The sequence below is a fragment of the Bradyrhizobium sp. NAS80.1 genome (assembly GCF_001908205.1).
GTDB lineage: Bacteria > Pseudomonadota > Alphaproteobacteria > Rhizobiales > Xanthobacteraceae > Bradyrhizobium.
Genome location: NZ_LGHL01000088.1, coordinates 1 through 22,081, shown reverse-complemented (window position 1 = coordinate 22,081; position 22,081 = coordinate 1). Strand labels below are relative to the sequence as shown.

Genomic DNA, 22,081 nt, shown 5'->3' with positions numbered 1-22,081 from the left:
GCGCACTCAAGGCGTACGGCAATTCAGAGGATTGACCTAGGTCAAGGGTCCGAGCGACTTAAGCCCATCGGCACCGTCAGTGCCCTTCCAGCCGGCTCGCCGTCGGCTCGCGATCGGTCCGGATCCAGGCCGCCGCCAGCTCCCAGGCCACGGACAGGATGATCGGCCCTATGAACAGACCGACGATCCCGTACGCGAGCGTTCCACCGATCACCCCGATCAGGATGACGAGCGTCGGGGTGGTCAGGCCGCGCCCCATGACGAGTGGTTTCAGGATGTTGTCGAGGAGCCCGACGACGACGAGGAACACGGTGAGCAGCAGCGCCGTGGTCACATCCTTGTCCATCCAGATCCAGATGATGACGGGAATGAGCACGGGGGCCGCACCAATTTGCACGATCGACAGCAGTAGAACGATGACCGCTAGCAAACCCGAGCTCGAAATAGCGGCAAGTTTGAAGCCGATGCCGGCCAGCAATGCCTGGATGATCGCGACCCCGATCACGCCCTGCGATACCGCCCGAATGGTCGCGCCGGCGAGCTCGAGAAAATGCTCGCTCTGCTCCGGCACGACGCGGATCAGGAAGCCACGGACCGCATCGACGAGCTGCGGCCCGTACGGAAAGAGGAAGCCGGCCACGAGCACCGACAGCAAAAACTGGAGCGTGCCGACGCCGGCGCTGCCGGCAAACGACAGCATCATCCCGGCAAGCGGCTTGAGGTAGGGCGTCACCTCGCGCAACACAGCGCGCACGTTGGTGTAGGCCAGATTCCAGAGGTCGTAGAGCTGGGGACCGATCAGTGGCCAGCCCTTGATCTGCTCAGGCGCGGCCTGAAGCGCGAGATCGCCGGTGCTGATCTGGCTCGCAATGTCCTTGATCCCCTCGACTGCGCTGAGACCGAGCCAGGCAGCGGGGCCAATGACGATACCCAGCATGACCAGCGTCAGAATGGTCGCGGCGGTACGGGGGCGGCCGCCGAGGCGTTTGGCGAGCCAGTTGAACACTGGATAGAACGCGACCGCTAGCACCGCGCTCCAGGTCAGGATCGGCACGAACGGCTTGATGATCAGGAAGGTCCACAGGATCAGCAGCGCCAGTAATCCAAGCCGGATCACCAGCTGGACGACGTCATCGGTGGAGAAAAGCTGGCGAAGTGTCTTCAAGGCCTGTTGCCCGGATTTCAAGGCGGCATGCGGGCAGAGGCTAAGGTCGGGTCGCGCGCAGCAGGCTTGATCCAGATCAAGCTGTCGAAATCCGCCCTCTGCCTGACCGACCGCCGTCGGTATGGATCGCCGCTCTTCGGCCCGACTGTCCTCAGAAATGGCGCAGGCTGCCGCTTCAATGCGGCGGCGGGATCAGGGCACGCAGGATGTCCGGCTTCCAGGCCTGACGGGCGCTGTCGAAGGCCGCGAAATCGTGGTCGAACTGCCAGTAGGCCCATGACCAGCCGAGTCTGTCGGCGCTTCTCGCCACGAACGACAGGTATCTTGCGCGACCATCGGACGGAGCACGCTCGTACACCCCGAATTCCCCGAGATAAACGGGGCGCTTCTCTCTCTCCGCCCAAAGATGCACTTTCTTGAAATCGGAGGCGGTCTTGGCTTCGTCATCCGCACTGCCCCAATCCAGCGGCCCGATCCTGGAAAACGTTCGAGACCACGGCGCGCCTTGATGCGTAAAACGTATCGGCGCGTAATAATGAAACGTCACGATGAGGTTCCTGTCGTCGGCGGGCAGGACCAGCTCGTCAACTGGGATATCATCCGTGTTGAGAACAGCGGCAATGACCGGACGCTCGCGGTTGGTGCGGCGGATGATGCCGAGGCATTCATTGAGGAGTGAGTTCCAACCGGCGGACGTCATTTGCCCCCCGGGCTCATTCAAGACCTCAAAGACCAGCGCGGGGTATTTTCCGGCATAGCGCTCGGCGATCTGCCGCCAGAATGCCTTGAGCTTCTCGGCGCACGCGGAAACATCGCTTTGACAGACATGGGTGTCGTGCTCGTCAACGATGGGAATGAGGTTCCTCGCGAGAACCTCTTCGATGACGGTATCAAGCCGCCTCAGCACGATCTCATCCAGGAGGTTCCCGGAGCCCATGAACTTGAAGCCGAAGAAATTGATCCTGACGTGCGAAAATCCGGCCTTTTTTATCGCCGCCAGGTTGTCCAGACGGAACGGCGCGTTCTGACCGCCCTCCCAGATTCCATCATAGCCGAGAATGTTGATCCCGCGGCCCAGTCTCGCCACATCGCGGGGACCGCCCTGCTCGGCTCCATGGGCCTGGGCGAACAGCGATGCGAAGAAAAAGGCCGTTGCAGCAAGATTGAAGCTTCTTGGCCAACGCGCGCGGATGGCAGTCATCTTGCTTCCATTCGTAAAATCTAAAGATCTGCCTGCGGCACCGGACGACACGTTGCGAAGAAAAACGACACAAGGAGCACCGACGTGAACATCGTCGAACGAAGGAAAGTCGTCTCCGTGAAATTGGTCTGAAAGCTGAGGACGACAAATCCGATGATGAGGGCGCAGTGCGACCGGTTGATCGATCGGGCGGCAATCAGATGGAGAACCTTGATCGAAAACAGCAGGACGCTCGTAGCAAAAAGCGTGAACCCCAGAAATCCCGTCTCCATGAGGATCGCGATGTAGCCGCTGTGATAATTATCGAGCACCCAGCCGTGGTTTTGTTCGAAATAGTCGTAGATCGACGGGATCGTCCAGAAACCGTTGATCCCAAAGCCGAGCAACGGCGCGTCGTCGAAGTGGCTTATCGCGTACTGCCAGATGAAGGTCCGCTCGGTGAAATCGATGGACGCATCGCCGACGCGGATGGCGTCGTATCCCGTCACATAAAAATAGAGAATCAGGAAGCCGGCCAGAATGCACATGACGAACGGCAGGACCGCATAGGCCCTCATGCAGCGGACTGACCACATCGAGGTCACGAGCAGCGCGCAGGCAGCCAGGGCAACAGCACCGGCACCTCGCGATTCCGATGCGAGGACGCAGGTTGACGCAAGGAGGAACGTCACGAGGAAAGCCGGCCACCCCTGCCCCCTCATCTTCAGGTAGCAGGCAAAGAACATCAGGTATGCGCCGACGAAACCAAGCGTCTGCTTCGATTCATAAACGCCTTGCCATTGACCATTGTGCATCCAGCTATGGTCTATCCCGATATCGGGCACGGCCAGCGCACAGAAAGCCGATGCGGCAACCAATATGAAAAGCCCGAAAGCTGTGGCCCTCACGACCTCGTCGATGTCGCTCCGCGTGATCAGACAGAATGCGCCAAAAGTCGTCATCGCAAGCGCCGCGCTCTTCATGATCGCTGCGGCGCTGAGGCTGGTCCAGAACACGGAGATGACCGCGAACGTGTAGAACGCGACCAGCGCGGTCAAATCAGGATTGAACTGCAACCGCAAACGTGGGCGCACGAATGCGCTTGCATAGATGAGGACGCTCCACATCAGGAGCGCAACGGCCTGTTGCAGAAAGGTCAGCTCCGTCGGCAACAGCGCGGTATTGAAGGTACCCATCGATGCGACCACATTGACCGTGATCGAACAGCTGATAGCAGCCTTGGCAATCTTCTCAACGCCAACGCTGCGCGTCTTCCAGATCGCGCTCGCGAGTGCCCCGGAATCCACCTCGGTCTGCAGGCTGGCCATGAATTGACCATCCTTAAGCGCGGTTAATTATTTGCTATCGCGGGTTGATCTCGACTCCCCCCACCCCTTACGCGGCCGCGGATTTTAAGAACTTGGTAACGATACGGGCCTCGCTCAAGACGGAGACCGCGCATTAACACTCGCGATTTCCGCACATGCTAGGCTATCGCCGCTATCGCAGCGCGTATTTTCGGGGGACGCCGCGTATCTTCGATGATCGAATCCATTGTTCAATTTTTGCGGCGTGACGTCACGCGCGGTGTCGTCGGGACCATCCTTCTCAAGGTTGGCAGCGGCGCGCTCGCGTTTGCGTTGTTTTCGCTGGCGGCACGAACGATGTCGCCTGATGGATTCGGCATCTTTGCGACCTGGCTTTCGGTTGCCCAGATGGTGGCGGTCGTGGGACTGGTCGGCCAGGAATCGCTTCTGGTGCGATTCCTGAACGAGTATCGGGTGGGAGATCAACCCGACCTCACCAAGGGTGTGCTGCTATCGAGCTTGAAGATTTCTTCCGTCGCGATGCTGATCGCGATCGGCTCGATCGCGATCGTGGCGGACATGAGGGGCGACGAGTGGCTGCTGATCCTCGCGGTGTCAATCTACACTGCCGTGAATGCGGGGCTGATGCTTGGCAGTCAGATCGCACGCTCGCTGGTCAGCATCCTGATGGGAGAAGGAAACAGGGAGCTCTTCTGGCGGATCGCCGTCGTCCTGTTTCTGCTCGCCGTTCTATCCGGCCATCGACAGCTCGATCCCGCCGAATTGTTCGCGGTGATGACGATCGCGATGTCGGTGGGCCTGGTCGCACAGATCATTGCGATTGCGCGAGCCCTGCCGGACTTCCGCGGCACAGTGGCGCGCTCCGAGACATCCCGCTGGAGATCGAGCTCGCTTCATTTCTGGGTCGCCTCCATTCTCGAAGCCGCAAACCAGTATTTCGACGTCATTCTGGTCTACTGGATGCTGGATCCGGCAACCGCCGGAATCTATTTCGCCGCTTCGCGCCTCGCCAATATCTTCGCCATGCTGTCGGCCGCGCTGTACAGTTTCGGCGCACGCCGGCTTCCGTCGCTGTACTTCAGCAAGAACCACCAAGAATTCGGACGGACGTTGCAGCTCATGGCGGAAGTGACGGCGTTGTGCGTGGTCAGCGGACTTCTCCTGATCTGGATTGGCGGTCCCTATCTTCTCAAGCTGTTCGGGCCTCATTTCGCTGCGCAGCACTGGGTTTTGATCGTTCTCGGGATCGGAACGGCCATCCAGGCGGCGGGAGGTCCATCTGGGGCGATATTGCAGCTCACGGGCCATGAGCGTGAGTATGTTCCCGTCGTTGCCGCGAACGTCGCGCTGCGGCTGGTCGGATTCCTCGTCCTGATTCCCTGGCTTGGCGTGCTTGGTGCGGCGATCTCGGCGACTGTGTCGCTGGCGCTCGCGACCACCGCCCTCAACATTCTCTGCCGCCGGCGAACCGGGGTCGATCCCTCAATTCTCGTGCTTTTGCGCTTCCCGTCATCGAAGCGAGGCACCTATGCGGTCCGTGGCGCGGACTCGGCCGACTAGGCATCGTTTCGATCGCACGGTCCGGCAGTGCGTTGCCGAATGACAGTCAACCGACCAGGCCCAACACTTCGCCCTGACGGCGAGCTGCCGCCGACGGGTCGGCCAGCACACGATTGACGACGAGCCCGGTCGGCACGCCGCCGAACCGGGAGAGCGCGGCCGTCGCCCTGCGCATCGCCGCTGACTCGACTGCGTCTTCGCGAGCCACCAGAATGACCAGGTCGGCGTGAGCGGCCAAAGCCACCGCCTCCGGCTGCAAGGCCAGAGAGGTTGCATGGACGACGATCAGATCGAACTCCGAACGAATATCGTCCGCGGGGGACGCCCCGGGCGCCTTGCCGGCGCTCAGAAGCAAGTCGACGCCGCCAGAGCTCGCCGTGGTCGTACCATCCGCCTGCCCCTTGGCCATTCCAGCCTCGGCACCGCCGAGATCCGGCTGTACCTCGATCAGCACGCTCAGCTTCCCCTTGTTCACCGCCCACCGGTTCAGCGACCGCGCAACCGTATTGCCGCCGGCCCGCTTCCCCACCGACATCACAAGCGCGACCTTGCCGCGGGGTTCGGGCAGTTTCTCCAGCCTGTCGATCAGTGGGCGCAAATGAGGACCGAGATCGAGTTCAGCCGTCGCGGACACCGGACCTTGCCAGATGTTTCGGGGGACCTCGCCAGACATCAGGTCGGGAATGCGCGCCCACACCGGCGGACGTGACCACGCCCCCGACTGGCGCGGAGCCGGATCGAGTTCACGAACCTCCTGAACGGGCTTGTCCGATCCGCGTCCCGTGGCGGCAACGACCGCCGTCGATGTCAGCAGCGAGCCGATCGCGAGAGCGGCGAGCAGCAAAGGCAGCGGCGGAAGGGTCGATCGAAGCGGCGGAATGGCAGGCGAAGCAATCTTGGTCTGAGAGCTCTGCAACAGGCGCTGCTCGTTCGTTGTCTTGGACCGCGAGAGGAACTGCTCGTAGATGTTCCTGTTGGCCTCGGCATCGCGCTGCAGCTCCTGGAGCCGGACCAACGCTTGACCGTCGATCAGGAGCTGTGATTCAGCCGCCTTCATCTGGTCTTCCAGCGCCTTCTGCTGATCGCGCTGCGCTTCATATTCCGACTTCGCGGTGTCGATGCCTTTCGTCCGTTCAACCTCGATCTGCCTGTTCAGATCGTTCAGCTGGCTGTACGACATGACGAGGTCGGGATGGCGATCGCCGAACACCGCCCGCTTCTGCGCAATCTGATCGTTGAGTGCCGACCGCTGGGCGCGCAGAGCGTTCAGGAGATCCTGCTTGGCAGGGCCTTCGACCTTCCCTTTCAGGTCACGCTGCGCCTGCTCGTAGCGGGCCTTCGCCTCTTCGGTCCGTGCGCGCGCAGCGGCAACCTGCTGCGACAGCTCGGTCACACGCAATTGCTGCGTCGTGGCATCCTTGCCGGCGTTGACGATCCTGTGCTCGAGCTTGAATGTGGCAACGGCGTCTTCCGACGCTCTCAATCTGTCGTTCAACGTCTTGAGCCGGCCGCTCAGCCAATCCGCGGCCTCGTCAGTCGCCTCGGTGCGCATGCGGCCCTGGCCGGCAACAAACGCCTCGGCGATTGCATTGGCATAATAGGCAGCCCGCTCCGGCCGGTTCGAGGTGAAGCGGATGGCGATGACATAAGTGAGCCCGCGGCGGGAAATGTCGAGACGATTGCGGAATCGCTCGAGCAGACGCGTGGGGTCCGTGTGCCCTCCGGAAATGTCCTCGTCATCCTGAACCTTGAGCTGCTCGATCAGCGGCTTGAGAAAGCCGTCGGACTTCGCCACTTCAACCAGGCTCTGCAGCGCGGCGCTATCCTGCCCTATGCCCGGCAGAACGTCCTGCTCCGTGGTCACGCGTTGCTCGCGCGGATCGACGACGACCAGCGCGGTCGCTGCAAATCGAACCGGGAGAACCAGGAGGACGACGGCGCCGAGGGCGAAGATCGCGAGAGCGAGCGTCAGGATACGACGGGCGTTTTCCCGGAAGAAGGAAAGCGCGCCCGCGGCAGTGAGCACACCGCCAAAGCGTGCGCCGGCTTCGCGAGCCTCACCGTTCGACGAATTCCGGATCTGCCACGACGCGGAGACACCGTTCGATCCGGAACTGGTCGGGTCTGCGCGGCGACCGAACGTCATGGACTTTACTCGGATTCAACTGGCGAACACTGTTCAGCGGCCTGCCCTAACGTAAATATCTATGGTTAATCGGCAGTTACCTACCCTTCACGCAACCATGACCAATTGGTTAACGGTCTCGCCTCACTCCGTCCTCGAGCCACCTGAATACGCGTGTGAATCAGGCCCATCACGCACGTCGCGCATTAACTCCATTCATTGCTAATCGGTGTCCGCGCGATGCCCGCGTGATAGGTACGACGTCAAGAAGGTGAAGGTTTCGTTTCTTTAGCGGGTCGAGGTCCGTGCTCCATTACCAGCCGAACAAGGAATTGGGCGAGACGACCGCGACGGCACTCGCGCGGCTAGACGGCAGCGAGCGAAAGTTGCACGTCCTTCTCGTACAGACCCAGGCCGAGAACGCGGGTGCACAGGAGATATCCAGGCTGCTCGGTGCCGGTCTGACGGCGCGCGGCCATCGCGTCACCAATCTGTTCTTCTTCCGCAAATCGGATTCATTCGATGAGCCGCCCGATACGCTCTATTGCGCGTCGAGCCGGCCGGGAAATCCGCTGACACTGCTGCAGATGCTGTGGACGCTCCGCCGTCATATCAGGATCAGCAAGCCCGACGCCGTTCTGACATTCCAGCATTTCGGCAACGTCATCGGCGCAGGCGTGTCGCGCCTCGTCAGCCGCGCGCCGGTTATCGCCAACCAGGTTTCCTCCGCGATGTCGATGAGCTTGCCGGTTCGCGCGGCCGACATCGTCATGGGCAGCCTCGGCTTCTTCGACCGCATAACGCTCAATTCGAAGGACATGCAGCGCGAATATTCGCGCTACCCCTCAGCCTATCGGTCGCGGATGGTGCATGTCCCACACGGCTTCGATGACAAAGCACTCACTCTGTCGAAGGAAGCTGCGCGACAGAAATTCGATCTGCCGCCCGATCGCGTGTTGCTCGGCTGCGCAGCAAGGCTGCACCCGCACAAGCGGCTTGATGCGGCGATAAGTCTGTTGCCGGATGAACCGTCCTGGCACCTTGCACTGGCCGGCCAGGGCGCCGACGAAGCGCGGCTGAGACAGCTGGCAGACGATTTGAAGGTGTCAGACAGATTGCATCTGCTCGGCGAAATCGCGCCGCGCCAGATGGCCGATTTTCTCGCCTGTCTGGACGTGTTCGTCTTTCCGACGCAAGCCGAGACCTTCGGCCTCGCCGCGGTCGAGGCCGCGAACGCCGGTGTTCCCTCCGTCGTCACGGATCTTCCCGTGCTGCGCGAGGTGTTGTCCTTTGAAGGAAAGCCCACTGCACTCTTTGTCGATGCTTCAGATCATGCGAAGCTGTCGGCTGCCGTCTCCAGACTCCTGACCGACCAAACGTTGAGCGACGAACTGCGCCAAAACGCCAAAGGTCTGAGGTTGCGCTATTCGGTAGATGCGATGGTTGAGGAATACGTTAAAATCCTCAATCAGGTCATTTGATCCGATGCGCTCGAATGGATTGGCTCGACATGATCATCGAGTTTCGCTGCGAACGTGACTGTGCGCGGCGCTGGATGTGCCGCGAGACGCTCTCGATCGACGGCCGGGACGTTCCGGTTCGAATCGCGTGGACGGCAACGACGGAGTCACGGCCCGCAGGTCTCGACGCGCTGTTCGAACTCGAGCGTATGGTGTTGCACAAGGGCAAACCCAGCGGCGCCGGCAAGCTGGAGATCACTCCGGAACGGGCTGAGGCTGGTGCCGGCACGGCCGATGTGATCGTCGATTTCACGGGCGCCGCGCGGGATCCGAAGTGTTCGGCCCGGCTGTATCTCCGTCCGTTGTTCAATGGAGCCGCAGGCGAAAACGCCGCACTCGCTGCCATTCTCGCCGGCGACCTGCCGGTCGTCGAAATCGTCAACGAGGTCGATGGTGCAGTCCTCGATCGCGGACATCCTTCCGAGGAAATCGCGGCCGGCTTGAGTGGTGCGCTCGAAACGGTCATGGCGCGAACCCTGACCATGGTGGCGGCAATCCTGTCGGGAAGGCCGCGCATCCTGCCGCAACTGGCGCGTCCCGCCGCCGACGCTGCCCGCCGAGGCCCCGTCGGCTACGTCGCGCGCGGTCTCGCCGTATCGATCGCCAAGGAGATCTATCGCCTCTGCTGCTATGCCCCGCATTGGCACGTCGGATGGCGCTTCAGCGAGAACGCAGGCGTCTGGCAGACCAAAGACCTGTCCGGGCCAGGCTGGACCGTCCTTGCAGATCCAGGACACCGCTTCTACGCCGATCCCTTCCCCATCACATGGCAGGGGCGAACATTCGTCTTCTTCGAAGATCTCGATCACCGGGTCGGAAAAGGAATCATTTCGGCGATCGAGTTCGGTGACACTGGGCCGGTCGGAGAAGTCGTACCCGTGCTGGAGGAGCCATGGCACCTGTCCTATCCGTTTCTGATCGAGGACGATGGCGAGTTGTGGATGGTCCCGGAGAGTTCGCTCCATGGGGATGTTGCTCTCTACAAATGCATTCGGTTTCCGGACAAATGGGAGCGGCATGCGACGCTGCTTTCAGGCCTGGAACTGGCCGATGTGACGATCACACGGCATAACGGGCTGAACTATCTGTTCGGAGCCTGGCGCGACGGAACCGGCGGTTATTCGGATTCGCTTGCGATCTACTACGCCGACCACCTTCTCGGGCCCTGGTTGCCCCATGCCAGCAACCCGGTCCTGATCGATCGCGCAAGCGCGCGACCGGCGGGGAATTTCGTCACCATCAATGACAAATTGTGGCGACCGGTCCAGGATTGCACCAAGGGATACGGCGCAGCGCTCGGACTGGCGGAAATTGTCGAACTGTCGCCAACGACATTCAGGCAGATCGCCCGCCATTCCCTTCGACCCGGACCGGCGTGGCCCGGCAGGAAGCTGCACACATTGAACCGCTGCGGACGGCTCGAGGTGATCGACGGATCGCGAATTCAACCCTGGACCCGCGCCTTTGCAAGTCAAGCTCGATCGACCATCTTGCCTTCGCGGACCAGCTCAAGCTCGGCGCATTGATCGACCAGCTCGTCCCTCACCTGCTCGCTCAGGGCCAGCGCTACGGCCGCCTCTGCGGCCGTCCCAAGAAAACCGTCCCAAGAAAACGGAGACACCATGCTGTTCGCCATTCACGCCCTCGACCGCACCGGCGCGCTGCCGACGCGGCTCGCCAACTACGACGCCCACAAGGCCTTCCTGAGCGACACCTCACGCTTCGGCCTCAAGATCGTGATGTCGGGGCCGCTCGTCTCCGACGACGGCGCGACGATGATCGGCAGCCTGTTCCTGATCGAGGCGCCGGGCCGCGCGGAGGTCGAGGCCTTCAATCGCGCAGACCCGTTTGCTGCGGCCGGCATCTGGGAAAAGGTCGCGATCACTGGCTTCCTGCGCCGCCAGGGCTGAGAGTGGCCAAACTAAAAACGCGAAAACAACCCCATGCAAGGTAGAATGAGGTTGTTTCTACATGCAAATTTGCGTCGCTGATGGCTTTGACACGTCGGGCAAAACAGGAGCAGAATGCCACTATCACCCGAGTGTCATCCCTGCCCCACCTGATACAAACACAAACGCTGGCCCGCTTCCGCGTTCACTAGCTGCTGTTTGCATATCACCCCTCCTGCATTGGTGAGAGCTCGCCAGCAGGTCAACGCAAGTCAGACTCTCAGAGATCACCCAAGCTTTTGACGCGCGGCGCTTTCGAGGATGGCGTCGCGCCAACAATGCTTGGTGCACAGAATAAGCCGTGTTCAGCGGAGAAGAGCGCATGCCGCCACTCGTCGTCCTGCCTGGCAGGTTGCTCCCATGACAGGCGAGCGACGCGATTGGCCGGCGGTCTCGCTCGACGAGACCTACCGCATCCTGACTGCGCCAGGCGCGCCGTTCGAGATGGAGACGATCAGCGTCGCTGGACGTCCTGTCCGGGCCTACAAAAAGGCACATCGCGATCTCCGCGCGATCTTCGAGGCCAGCAAGGCGTGGGGCGACCGCACCTTCATCGTCTTCGAGAACGAACGCCTCTCTTTTCGCCAACACTACCGTGCCGCATCCACGCTTGCATGGCGGCTGGCCGATGATTACGGCGTGAAGAAGGGAGACTGCGTGGCGATCGCCATGCGGAATTTCCCGGAATGGCCCATCGCCTTTTGGGCGGCAACGGTCATCGGCGCGATTGCGGTGCCGCTCAACGCCTGGGGAACCGCGGACGATCTCGCCTACGGACTTCGCGATTCCGGCGCAATCGTTGCCATCGTCGATGGTGAGCGCCTGGCGCGTCTGAAGTCGCTCCCCTCAGATGATTACTCCGCCGCGCTCATCGCGGTTCGCACATCACCGGGCATCCGCGGCGAAACGAGTGCGCTGGAGGATTTGATCGGCCCGCCATCGCATTACCACGCCCTTCCGGACCGGCCGCCGCCGGATCGCAACATCCAGCCGGACGATGACGCGACCATTCTCTATACGTCGGGCACGACCGGCCGTCCCAAGGGCGCGCTGGGAACGCATCGCAACATCATGTGCAACCTCGTGAACATCACGTTCTCGGGTGCGCGCGCGGCAATCCGGCGCGGCGATCCCCTGCCCGCACCGCCGGACGCGCAGAAAGCGGTCCTGCTTCCGGTCCCGTTCTTCCATGTCACGGGGTGCCACTCGATCATGATCCCGGCATTGGCGAACGGCTCGAAGATCGTTCTCATGTACAAATGGAATGCCGAAACGGCGCTCGAGCTGATCGAGCGCGAGCGCATCAACGGTATGTCCGGCGTGCCGTCAATGACGTGGCAATTGCTGGAGTCGCCGGACTTCCAACGGCGAGACCTCTCAAGCCTCGAGGGCTTGTCCTACGGCGGCGCCGCTGCATCGCCGGATCTCACCCGGAAGATCGCCGCGTTGTTCCCGGGCAAGTTCGGGGGCACAGGCTATGGCGCCACCGAGACGTCCTCGGTCTCGACGTCGAACGGTGCCGAGGATTATCTCGCGCGGCCCGATTCCGTAGGGCCGGCCGTTCCGGGCTGCGATCTTCGGGTGATCGACGACGCGGGAAACCCGTTACCTGTCGGCGCGATCGGCGAGCTCGAAATCTACGGCGCGAATGTCGTGAAGGGCTACTGGAACAATCCGCAAGCAACCAAGGCTGCATTCCGTGATGGATGGTACCGAACTGGCGACATCGTTCGGATGGACGCGGAGGGCTTCGTCTATCTGCTCGATCGCGCCAAGGACATGCTGATACGCGGCGGCGAGAATATCTATTGCGTCGAGATCGAGGACGCCCTGCTCACCCATCCTGACATCATTGAGGCCTCCATCGTCGGCATTCCCGATCGTGTGCTCGGTGAGCTCGTCGGCGCCGTCGTTCGCGCAAGGGCCGGAATACGCCTCACCGAGGAACAGGTGATCGAACATCTGCGCCCCAGGCTCGCTGCTTTCAAGCTGCCGGTCCACGTCGATATCCGCATCGAGGAGCTGCCGCGCACCGCGAGCGGCAAGATCGTCAAGAGGCAGCTCCGCGAAGAACTCGCCGCAAAGGCAAGTGCACCTGGCTGAGGGTGAAAACAAAACAAAATCGGGAGGATGAAATGAAGAGACTCTTGTCGGCAATGGCCGTCTTATCGGCCGGGCTCCTCTTTGCGACCGGCGCAACTGCCGCCGAAAAGAAATACGATGAGGGCGCCTCGGATACCGAGGTCAAGATCGGCCAGACCATGCCCTATAGCGGCCCCCTGTCGATCCACGGCATCCAGGGCCGCACCGAGGTGGCTTATTTTCGGATGCTCAACGAGGAAAAAGGCGGCATCAACGGCCGCAAGATCAACCTGATCTCGCTCGACGACGCGTTCTCGCCGCCCAAGACCGTCGAACAGACCCGCAAGCTGGTCGAGAGCGACGGCGTGCTCGCGCTGTTCGGCTCGTCCGGAACTGCAGCGCAATCGGCCGTACAGAAATATCTGAACAGCAAGGGCGTGCCGCAGCTGCTGGTCTCGACTGGTGCGAACAAGTGGAATCAGCCCAAGGCTTTCAAATGGTCGACGCCGGCATTCCATCTCTACGGCACCGAAGGCGAGATCCTCGCAAAGTACCTCTTGTCCGTGAAGCCGGACGCGAAGGTCGCGATCCTCATGCAGAACGACGATTTCGGCCGTGACTATGTGTCCGGCTTCAAGAAGGGGCTCGGCGACAAGGCGTCCAGCATGATCGTCAAGGAGGTCACGTATGAGCTGACCGATCCCACGATGGATTCGCAAGTAGCGCAACTCAAGTCATCCGGGGCCGACGTGTTCTTCAACGTCTCGCTCGGCAAGGCCGCTTCACAATCGATGAAGAAGGCCTACGAGCTCGACTGGAAGCCGTTGCAGCTCGTCGTCAGCCCGTCCGTCGGCCGGCAGTTCCTGGAGGCAGCCGGTTTCGATGCCGTCACCGGCATCATTGCGGCAACGCCTTACAAGCAGGTTTCGAGTCCCAAATGGGCCGAGGATGCTGATGTCGTCGCCTATCAGGCGTTCATGAAGAAGTATCTTCCCAACGAAGACCCCAAGAACGAGATCGGCTTTGCCGTCTATTCGTTCGCCTACATCATGGGAAAGATCATCGAGGCCTGCGGAGACAATCTGACGCGGGAGAACCTGCTGTACCAGGCCACGCATTTGAACAACGTTCCGGCCCCCTCGCTGCTGCCCGGCACCACCTACAAGACGACGCCGGACAACTACGTTCCGTTCAAGCGCCTGGTCGTGCAGAAGTTCGACGGCCAGGACTGGGTCCAGGTCACGGCCGTGACCGTCGAGTAGTGATGGATTGATGCGTTAGACGGCGACGGCTATCCGGCCGTCGCTGTCGCACCGTCTTCAAGGTGACAGGCCACCCACTGCTCGGGTCCGGTCGCGCGAAGCGTCGGCTCCTCCGTCCGGCAACGGTCGAAGGCGAACGGGCAGCGGGTGTGGAAGCGGCATCCGCTCGGAGGATTGATCGGGCTCGGCACGTCGCCGCGGAGGATGATCGCATTGCGCTGGGCGCCGGGCTCGGGCAGCGGCACCGCGGAGAGCAGCGCCCTGGTGTAGGGGTGCTTTGGCGCGGCAAAGATCTCCCGGCGCGGCGCCACCTCGACAATCTTCCCGAGGTACATCACCGCGACGCGATGGGTCATGTGCTCGACGATCGCCAGATCATGGCTGATGAACAGCAGCGCGAGGCCGAACTCGCGTTGGAGATCCTGGAGCAGATTGACGATCTGCGCCTTGACCGAAACGTCGAGCGCCGAGACCGCCTCGTCGCAGACAATCAGCTCGGGCTCGGCCGCGAGCGCCCGTGCGATCCCGATGCGCTGGCGCTGGCCGCCGGAGAATTCATGCGGCCTGCGGTTCAGCGCTTCGCGCGGCAGGCGCACGGTGTCCATCAGGGCCGTGACGCGCGTTTCGAGATCGGCCGATGATTTGGCAAGGCCAAAATTGCGGATCGGCTCGGCCAGGATGTCACGCACGCGCATGCGCGGATTGAGGCTCGAAAACGGATCCTGGAACACCACCTGCATGCGACGGCGCAACTGGCGCATTGTGCTCGGCGCGGCGTCGTCGATCCGCTGGCCATCGAGAATGACCTGCCCTGCGGTGATGTCGATCAGGCGCAAAATCGCCCGGCCGACCGTCGACTTGCCACAGCCGGACTCGCCGACCAGCGACAGCGTCTCGCCGCGCGCGATCTCGAACGACACGCCGTCCACCGCGTAGACCCATTCGGACTTGCGGCCGAACAGGCCGGTCTTGACCGGAAAATGCTTCTTGAGGTCGTTGACCTGGAGCAGCGGAGGGCTCATGCCGCGACGGCCCCCTTGGCGGCATAGTGGCAGGCGGCGACGTGACGGGGCCCCTTCTCTTCGAGCCCCGGCGCATATTGCCGGCAGAGATCCGTCGCGAGCGAGCAACGCCCGGCAAAGACGCAGCCGGTGATTGGCTTCCTGAGATCAGGCACCTGCCCCGGAATCTCGGCCAGCCGCTTCGCCGTGCCTGATAGCGACGAGCCGAGCCGCGGCACGGCGCCGAGCAGGCCCTGGGTATAGGGATGACGCGGGAAACGGAACAGCTCGGCCACCGGCGCCTCCTCGACCTTGCGGCCGGCATACATCACCATCACGCGTTCGGCGATTTCGGCGACGACGCCGAGATCGTGGGTGATCAGGATGATCGCGGCCCCCACCCTGCGCTTCAGGTCCAGCATCAGCTTCAGGATCTGCGCCTGGATCGTCACGTCGAGCGCGGTGGTCGGCTCGTCCGCGATCAGCAGCTTCGGATTGCACGCGAGCGCAATCGCGATCATCACGCGCTGGCGCATGCCGCCGGAAAGCTGGTGCGGATATTCGCGCACCCGCCGCTTCGGCTCGGGAATGCCGACCAGCGTCAGCATCTCGATGGCGCGCACCTCGGCGGCCTGCTTGTCGAGGCCCTGATGCATCATCAGCGTCTCGCGGATCTGGCGGCCGACGGTCAGCACCGGGTTCAGGCTCGTCATCGGCTCCTGAAAAATCATCGAGATATCGTTGCCGCGGATGGCGCGCATCTCACGGTCGGGCAGTTGCAGCAGATCCCTGCCTGCAAAGCGGATGGTACCTGCGATTTTGCCCGGCGGCTCCGGGATCAGCCGCATCAGCGACATCGAGGTGACCGACTTTCCGCAGCCGGACTCGCCGACGATGGCGAGCGTCTCGCCCTCATTGACGTGGAAGGAGACGCCGTCGACCGCGCGGTTGATGCCGCCGGGAGTGCGGAAGTGGGTCTGCAGGTTATCGACTTCAAGCAGCGCCATCGCGGTCGGTCCCGTAACGCTAGAGACGTTTGGCCATGCGCGGATCGAGCGCATCGCGGAGGCCGTCGCCGAGCAGGTTCACCGCGAGCACGGTGACGGACAGGAACGCCGCCGGGAAGAAAACGATGTAGGGCTTGACCTGCCACAGCGCCCGGCCCTCGGCCATGATGTTGCCCCAGGATGGAATGGTGGGCGGTGTGCCCGCACCGATGAAGGACAGGATCGCCTCCGTGATCATGGCGCTGGCGCAGATGTAGGTTGCCTGGACCAGCATGGGCGCGAGCGTGTTGGGCAGGATGTGGCGCAGGATGATCATTGGCGTGCGCGTGCCACAGGCGACCGCCGCGTCCACGTAAGGCTGCTCGCGCAGTGACAGCACGACGCTTCGGACCAGCCGCGAGACGCGCGGGATCTCGGCGATGGTGATGGCCAGGATGACGTTGCCGACGCTGCCGCGCGTCAATGCCATCAGCGCGATCGCCAGCAGGATCGGCGGGATCGACATCAAGCCGTCCATGAAGCGCATCAGGATGCCGTCGGCCCAGCGGATGAAGCCAGAGACCATGCCGATGGCAAGACCTGCGGCCGAGGCGAATATCGCAACTGATAGTCCAACCGTGAGCGAGACCCGCGCGCCAAACAGCACGCGCGAATAGATGTCGCGGCCGAGCACATCGGTTCCGAACCAGAAATCGGCCGACGGCGCCCTGGTACGCTTGGCGGGCGCGAGCGCGGTCGGATCGACCGTTCCGAGATAAGGCGCGAAGATCGCGATCAGGACCAGCGTCAGCAGCAGCGCGCCGCCAATCGCAACGGTGGGATGGCCGCGCAAGAGGCCGACGATGCCGCGCCGGATCTTCACCGGCTGCAACAGCTCGGGCAGTTGCGGGGCGAGGACGAGGCCGGCCGGCAGCGCTTGCGGATTGACGGTCGTATCGGTCAATAGCGGATCCTCGGGTCAACGAGCGTGTAGGTGACGTCGATCATCAGGTTGACGAGGACGTAAACGAAGCTGAACAGCAGCACGATTCCCTGGATGACGGGATAGTCGCGGCGCAGGATCGCGTCGATCGTGAGCCGGCCGAGGCCGGGGATCGCGAACACGCTTTCGGTGACGACCGCGCCGCCGATCAGGAGCGCAATGCCGATCCCGATCACGGTCACGATCGGCACCGCTGCGTTCTTGAGCGCGTGAATGAACAGGATGCCGCCCTGCCCGAGGCCCTTGGCGCGCGCGGTGCGGATATAGTCCTGTTGCAGCACTTCGAGCATGGCGGCGCGGGTGATGCGCGCGACCAGCGCGATATAGACGCAGCCGAGCGCTATTGCGGGCAGGATCAGGTTCTCCAGCCACGGCCAGAAGCCCTCGTTAAGCGGCGTATAGCCCTGCACCGGCAGCCATTCGAGCTCGAGCGCGAAGATGTAGGCGAGCATGTAGCCGACGACGAAGACCGGTAGCGAGAAGCCGAACACGGCAAAGCCCATGATGGCGCGGTCGATCAGGCTGCCCGCCTTCCACGCCGCCACGACGCCGAGCGGCACCGCGACCACGATCGTGAGCAGCAGAGTGACGATCATCAGCGACAGCGTCGGTCCGAGACGCTGCCCGATCATCGTCGAGACCGGCAGGTTGGTGAAGATCGAGGTACCGAGATCGCCGTGCAGGATACGCCAGACCCAGCTTCCGAACTGGATCAGGAACGGGCGGTCGAGACCGAGGCTCTGGCGGATGCGCTCCACGTCCTCCGGGCTCGCCTGATCGCCTGCGATCACGACGGCCGGATCACCCGGCGCGATGTAGAGCAGGCTGAACACGAACAGCGCGACGATGGCCATGACCGGCAAGGTCGCGACGATGCGCCGGAGGATGTAGGAGAGCATATCGCCTCACCGCACCGTCAAGCGGACTTCGACACGCCCCAGAAGAACGGCAATGGGCCTTTCGCGACGCCGGAGACGTTCTTGCGCCAGGCCGTGTAGGTCAGGAAGAAACCGGTCGGTGCGTAGACAACGTCATCGAGTGCCGCCTTGTTGAGGCGGCCGACCGCGGCCTTCTCCTCGTCAAGGCTCTTGGCGTCGAACCAGGCCGTGACCTCCTTCTCGGTGCCGGCACTGGTGGGCCAGCCGAACCATGCCTTGTCACCATTGGCGCGAATGGCGGTGTAGGAGGCGGGCGTGATGCAATCGGCGCCGGCATGCCAGCTGTGGAACATGTTCCAGCCGCCCTGCCCCGGCGGCGTTTTCGCCGCACGGCGGGAGCCGACCGTTCCCCAATCGGTGGCGACGAAGTCGACATTCATGCCGAGCTTCTTGAGGAGGTCGGCCGTGACGTCGCCCTGCGCCTTGGTGATCGGCTGATCCTGCGCCACGAGGCACGTGACCGGCTGGCCGGAATAGCCGCTCTCGGCGAGCAGCTTCTTAGCGGCATCGAAATCGCGCTTGCCCTTGAGGATCTCGCCACCCATCTCGCTGTAGAGCGGCGTATCCGGCGTGAAGAAGCCCGGCAGCGGCTTCCAGAGCGCCGTGTCATCGCCGACGATCGCGCGCATATAGTCTTCCTGGCTGAGCGCCATCAGCACCGCGCGCCGCGCCCGCACGTCGTTGAACGGCGCGAACAGATGGTTCATGCGGAACGAGCCGATGTTGCCGAGGGGATCGCCGATATCGACGCTGATATTCTTGTTCTTCTTCAGCACGGGTACGAGATCGGCGATCGGGTTCTCCCACCAGTCGACCTCACCGTTCTGCAGGGCTGCGGCGGCGGTCGCCGGATCCGGCATCACGATCCATTCGACGCGATCGACCAGCATCTGCTTGCCGCCGGCAAGCCACGACGCCTTCTCCTGGCGCGGAACGTAGTCGGCGAATTTCTCGAATACGGACTTGGCGCCGGGGACCCATTCACTCTTGGCGAATTTCATCGGCCCGGAGCCGACATACTCGGTGATCTGCTTGAACGGATCGGTCTTCGCGATGCGCTCGGGCATGATGAAGGAGCACGGCGCGTTGTTCTTGGCGAGCGCGTAGAGCATTTTCGGAAAAGGCTGCTTCAAAACCCATTTGAAGGTGCGATCGTCGACAGCGGTCAATTCCTGCTGGATCGCAATGATCATCAGGCCCATCGGATCGCGCGCGGCCCAGCGCGACAGGCTCGCGACGACGTCCTTGCTCAGCACCGGCTCGCCGTCATGGAACTTGAGACCGGGCCTTAAGCGGAACGTCCAGGTCTTGCCGTCGTCGGTGGTCTCCTCGGACTCGACCATCTGACGCTGCGGCTGAAGCTGCGCATCGATGCCGTAAAGCGTGTCCCAGACCAGCGCCGCGGCATTGCGCACGACATATTGCGTGCCCCAGATCGGATCGAAATTGGCGAGATTGGCCTGGGGCACGAAACGCAGGGTGCGCGCAGCCGCGCCTTGCGCGATCGCCGGGGCCGAGAGGCCGCCGGTCAATGCCAGACCGCCCGCGCCGGCCAGTCCCTTCAATACGGTCCTGCGATCCATGACGTCCTCCCAGTAATGCCGTGATGCCGGCCTTCGTTGGCCAAGAGCGGGGTGAAACCGGAGCCCTTTGGCCTGCAAATGGTATGCCACCAGCCGCGCCTTCGCTAGCGGGATATCGGCGCTGTTTGGCCGGTCGAGGCAGCAAAGGGCGACCGTCGTTGCGCTGCACGATGGTGCAGTCACGGGGCTAGCGCACCGCGTTAGGATGGTGGCTGACGGTCGGAAACGGAATGTCGCTTTCGCGGAGCCCCTTGTCGGTGGGAAAGGTCGACAAACCGAGGGAAGTACGCTGGGGCTACGATCTCGACGTTGCGAGCGCAGCGAAGCAATGACGGAGTACAGGCAGCAGCACGCCCACTCGCATGTCGCTGGCGCGCTGCAATGCGAAGCGATGCGGCGCCAGCGAAGCGTAACCCGCCTCTTTGCTTTCAGTAGCGGGGGAAAGGGTGGGTTACGCCTTGCGGCTAACCCACCCTACAGATCTCTTACGCGCTCGCCTGGGTCACGAACTTGGTGTTGAGATAACCCTCGATCGCCTCGAGGCCGCCTTCGGAGCCATAGCCGGAATCCTTGATGCCGCCGAACGGCACTTCCGGCAGAGCGAGACCGTGGTGGTTGATCGACACCATGCCGCTCTCGATGTCGGCGCCAATCGCCTGCATCGTCTTGGTCGAGGTCGTGTAGGCATAGGCCGCAAGGCCGTAAGGCAGACGGTTCGCCTCGGCCACCACCTCGTCATAGCTGCGGAAGGACGTGATCGGCGCAACAGGTCCGAACGGCTCCTCGTTCATGATCCGCGCATCGCGCGGCACGTCGGTCAGCACCGTCGGCTCGAAGAAGAAACCTTCATTGCCGATGCGCTTGCCGCCGGCCTGCACCTTGGCGCCACGCTGGACTGCGTCGGAGACCAAACCTTCCATCGCATCGACACGGCGCGGGTTCGCCAGCGGACCCATGCGCGTGTCCTTGTCGAGGCCATTGCCAACCTTGAGACCCTTGGCTGCCGCGACGAACTTGTCGACGAAGGGCTGATAGACGCTCTCATGCACCAGGAAGCGCGTCGGCGAGACGCAGACCTGGCCGGCATTGCGGAACTTGTTGGCCGACAGGATCTTCGCGGCGTTGTCGAGGTCGGCGTCCGCGAACACGATCGCCGGCGCGTGACCGCCGAGCTCCATGGTGACGCGCTTCATGTGCAAGCCGGCCAGTGCGGCCAGATGCTTGCCGACGGCGGTCGACCCGGTGAAGCTGATCTTGCGAATGATCGGATGCGGAATGAGATATTCCGACACCTCCGCCGGCACGCCGAACACCAGTTGGACGACGCCGGGGGGGAATGCCCGCGTCGGCATAGGCGCGCACCAGCTCCATGCAGCTCGCCGGGGTTTCTTCCGGTCCCTTCACGATGATCGAGCAGCCCGCAGCGAGCGCGGCCGAGATCTTGCGCACCGCCTGGTTGATCGGGAAATTCCAGGGCGTGAAGGCAGCGACCGGGCCGACCGGCTCCTTGGTCACGAGCTGGGAGACATTGCCCATCCGCGGCGGCACGATGCGGCCATAGGCGCGGCGAGCTTCTTCCGAGAACCAGTCGATGAGGTCGCCGGCCAGCATGGTCTCGCCCTGGGCTTCCACGACCGGCTTGCCCTGCTCCATGGTCATAACAGGCGCGATCTCGGCGGCGCGCGAACGGATGATGTCGGCGGCCTTCCGCATCAGCTTGTAGCGATCGAAGGGCGAGGTCTTGCGCCAGACTTCGAAGCCGGCCTTGGCCGCCTCCAACGCCCGGTCAAGATCCTGGCGCGAGGCGTGCGGGGTCTTGCCGATCGGCTGGCCGGTCGCGGGGTTGAGGATGTCCTCCGACTTGCCGGAAGTGCCGTCGGTCCACTCGCCGGCGATGAACATCTGAACTTTCGGGTACATCCCTGCTGTCTCCTGCATGATTTCACGGCGGCAGGATTGGTGCCCGCCGCCTAATAAGTGGGCGCAGAGCTACACTGAAAGGCAGCCGGCGAAAAGGGACCAGTGATGCCCTGACATCGCGAGGTGGTATGCGCAAGAGGCGGCCTGGCGTCCCCCGCAACATCATGTCGCTGTCACACCAGGCTCGATTTGCCGCGGCTGAGCACCTCGCCCGCCCCCTTATCGCCGACGAGCCTGCCGTGCTCGTACACCACCCGGCCCCGCACGATGGTGGTGACGGGCCAGCCGGTGATGTCGACCCCTTCCCAGGGCGTGTAGTCCGAGCCGTGGTGCAGATCGGCCTGCCGGATCGGCTTCGCCAGCTTGGGGTTCCATAGAACGACATCGGCATCGAAGCCGATGCCGATCGAGCCCTTGCGCGGATAGAGGCCATAGATCCGCGCATGGTTGGTCGCGGTCAGCTCCACGAACTTTTGCAG

17 protein-coding genes and 1 pseudogene are annotated in these 22,081 nt (G+C 62.8%); 7 read left to right on the top strand and 11 right to left on the bottom strand.

Annotation, left to right across the window (positions count from 1 at the left end; genetic code table 11):
* Positions 1–76 precede the first annotated feature (76 nt).
* The 3 genes from AC629_RS20690 to AC629_RS20680 all read right to left on the bottom strand — a co-directional run bounded on the left by AC629_RS20690 (position 77) and on the right by AC629_RS20680 (position 3,496).
* Positions 77–1,165, bottom strand: a complete 1,089-nt coding sequence (locus AC629_RS20690) for an AI-2E family transporter (protein ID WP_143199305.1) — start codon at positions 1,163–1,165, stop codon at positions 77–79.
* Between the two features lie 175 nt (positions 1,166–1,340).
* The gene (locus AC629_RS20685; protein WP_084806849.1) at positions 1,341–2,366 is read right to left on the bottom strand and encodes a glycoside hydrolase family 5 protein; all 1,026 of its coding nucleotides are present in this window, start codon (positions 2,364–2,366) and stop codon (positions 1,341–1,343) included.
* A gap of 20 nt (positions 2,367–2,386) precedes the next feature.
* Entirely contained in the window at positions 2,387–3,496 is a 1,110-nt protein-coding gene (locus AC629_RS20680; protein WP_245331936.1) for an O-antigen ligase family protein, read from the bottom strand.
* A 58-nt stretch (positions 3,497–3,554) separates the two neighbouring features.
* On the opposite strand from AC629_RS20680, the gene AC629_RS49890 reads away from it, so the two are divergent.
* The gene (locus tag AC629_RS49890) at positions 3,555–3,680 is read left to right on the top strand and encodes a hypothetical protein (protein WP_283847216.1); all 126 of its coding nucleotides are present in this window, start codon (positions 3,555–3,557) and stop codon (positions 3,678–3,680) included.
* Between the two features lie 206 nt (positions 3,681–3,886).
* On the top strand, positions 3,887–5,233 hold the full coding sequence (locus AC629_RS20675) for a lipopolysaccharide biosynthesis protein (protein WP_084806847.1): 1,347 nt from the start codon (positions 3,887–3,889) through the stop codon (positions 5,231–5,233).
* A 46-nt stretch (positions 5,234–5,279) separates the two neighbouring features.
* Here the strand turns inward: AC629_RS20675 and AC629_RS20670 are convergent, their stop codons facing one another.
* Positions 5,280–7,379: an exopolysaccharide transport family protein gene (locus tag AC629_RS20670; protein ID WP_084806846.1), complete on the bottom strand. Its 2,100-nt coding sequence runs from the start codon at positions 7,377–7,379 to the stop codon at positions 5,280–5,282.
* A 284-nt stretch (positions 7,380–7,663) separates the two neighbouring features.
* On the opposite strand from AC629_RS20670, the gene AC629_RS20665 reads away from it, so the two are divergent.
* The 5 genes from AC629_RS20665 to AC629_RS20645 all read left to right on the top strand — a co-directional run bounded on the left by AC629_RS20665 (position 7,664) and on the right by AC629_RS20645 (position 14,171).
* Entirely contained in the window at positions 7,664–8,839 is a 1,176-nt protein-coding gene (locus AC629_RS20665; protein WP_084806845.1) for a glycosyltransferase family 4 protein, read from the top strand.
* Positions 8,840–8,868: 29 nt separating this feature from the next.
* Positions 8,869–10,404, top strand: coding sequence for a glucosamine inositolphosphorylceramide transferase family protein (locus tag AC629_RS20660; RefSeq protein ID WP_084806862.1), 1,536 nt, complete (start codon positions 8,869–8,871; stop codon positions 10,402–10,404).
* Positions 10,405–10,500: 96 nt separating this feature from the next.
* On the top strand, positions 10,501–10,788 hold the full coding sequence (locus AC629_RS20655) for a YciI family protein (RefSeq protein WP_084806844.1): 288 nt from the start codon (positions 10,501–10,503) through the stop codon (positions 10,786–10,788).
* Positions 10,789–11,187: 399 nt separating this feature from the next.
* Positions 11,188–12,930, top strand: coding sequence for a class I adenylate-forming enzyme family protein (locus tag AC629_RS20650; protein WP_084806843.1), 1,743 nt, complete (start codon positions 11,188–11,190; stop codon positions 12,928–12,930).
* 32 nt (positions 12,931–12,962) lie between these two features.
* Complete coding sequence (locus AC629_RS20645) at positions 12,963–14,171, top strand: ABC transporter substrate-binding protein (protein WP_084806842.1); 1,209 nt, start codon at positions 12,963–12,965, stop codon at positions 14,169–14,171.
* A 29-nt stretch (positions 14,172–14,200) separates the two neighbouring features.
* On the opposite strand, the gene AC629_RS20640 is transcribed toward AC629_RS20645, so the two are convergent.
* The 7 genes and pseudogenes from AC629_RS20640 to AC629_RS20610 all read right to left on the bottom strand — a co-directional run.
* The gene (locus tag AC629_RS20640) at positions 14,201–15,193 is read right to left on the bottom strand and encodes an ABC transporter ATP-binding protein (protein WP_084806841.1); all 993 of its coding nucleotides are present in this window, start codon (positions 15,191–15,193) and stop codon (positions 14,201–14,203) included.
* Positions 15,190–16,179 carry an ABC transporter ATP-binding protein gene (locus AC629_RS20635; protein WP_084806840.1) on the bottom strand — a complete coding sequence of 330 codons (990 nt, stop codon included), beginning with the start codon at positions 16,177–16,179 and terminating at the stop codon, positions 15,190–15,192. The genes AC629_RS20640 and AC629_RS20635 overlap by 4 nt, the downstream gene beginning before the upstream one ends.
* A 19-nt stretch (positions 16,180–16,198) precedes the next feature.
* Positions 16,199–17,122 (bottom strand): ABC transporter permease, encoded by a 924-nt coding sequence (locus AC629_RS20630; protein ID WP_084806839.1) that lies wholly within the window; start codon positions 17,120–17,122, stop codon positions 16,199–16,201.
* Positions 17,119–18,060, bottom strand: a complete 942-nt coding sequence (locus AC629_RS20625) for an ABC transporter permease (RefSeq protein ID WP_084806838.1) — start codon at positions 18,058–18,060, stop codon at positions 17,119–17,121. Before AC629_RS20625 ends, AC629_RS20630 begins: the two co-directional genes overlap by 4 nt.
* A 17-nt stretch (positions 18,061–18,077) precedes the next feature.
* Positions 18,078–19,682, bottom strand: coding sequence for an ABC transporter substrate-binding protein (locus AC629_RS20620; RefSeq protein WP_084806837.1), 1,605 nt, complete (start codon positions 19,680–19,682; stop codon positions 18,078–18,080).
* Between the two features lie 485 nt (positions 19,683–20,167).
* Positions 20,168–21,620 (bottom strand): annotated as a pseudogene (locus AC629_RS20615) (NAD-dependent succinate-semialdehyde dehydrogenase).
* Between the two features lie 155 nt (positions 21,621–21,775).
* On the bottom strand, positions 21,776–22,081 hold a 306-nt coding region (locus AC629_RS20610), incomplete at its 5' end, for an amidohydrolase family protein (protein ID WP_143199302.1).